The 730-nt window shown below is 47.8% G+C and carries 1 protein-coding gene; it reads left to right on the top strand.

What is annotated here, in order from left to right; genetic code table 11:
* The coding region (locus R7044_RS25325) for an aminoacetone oxidase family FAD-binding enzyme (protein WP_225456011.1) at positions 1-696 on the top strand (696 nt) is incomplete at its 5' end.
* Between the last annotated feature and the right edge of the window lie 34 nt (positions 697-730).

Below are 730 nucleotides of genomic sequence, written 5' to 3'. Positions count from 1 at the left end.
ATGCCAAAACTGGGCGCGACGCCATTTGGTTACAAAGTGGCTGAGCAGTTTGGTCTGCGAGTAATCTCAACCACGGCGGGACTTGTGCCATTTACGCTGCACAAAGAAGACAAAGAAGATTTTGCTGAACTGTCTGGCATTGCTGTGCCTGCGGAAATTACCGCCGAAGACGGCACCATGTTCAAAGAAGCGCTGTTGTTTACTCACCGCGGCTTATCGGGCCCTTCGGTTTTGCAAATTTCCTCTTTCTGGAAAGCGGGTCAGAAAGTTTCTATCAACTTAGTTCCTAACGAAGACATCGCTCTGCTGCTCGAGCGCAGCCTTGAGAAACATCCAAATCAATCGCTAAAGAACACCCTAGCAAAAGTGCTGCCAAAGCGTTTAGTGGAAGTGCTGATTGAGCGTAAAGAGCTGATGGATAAACCTCTCAAGCAGTTCAACCCGAAAGAGCTTGCTAGCGTGGTGGAGCGTTTAGAAAACTGGTCAATCGCACCTAATGGCACCGAAGGCTACCGCACGGCGGAAGTGACTTTGGGTGGTGTAGATACCGATCACCTGTCTTCTAAAACCATGGAATGTAAAAACATCAAAGGCTTGTACTTCATTGGAGAAGTGATGGACGTTACCGGTTGGTTAGGTGGCTATAACTTCCAATGGTGCTGGTCGAGTGGCTTTGTGGCAGGTCAGTGGGTGTAATGATTTAGTGAAATTAAAACGCAGACAAATGAAA

The organism is Vibrio sp. 1402 (assembly GCF_033340275.1).
The sequence above is the reverse complement of the archived record's forward strand: the minus strand, read 5'-3'. Positions and strand labels throughout refer to the sequence as shown.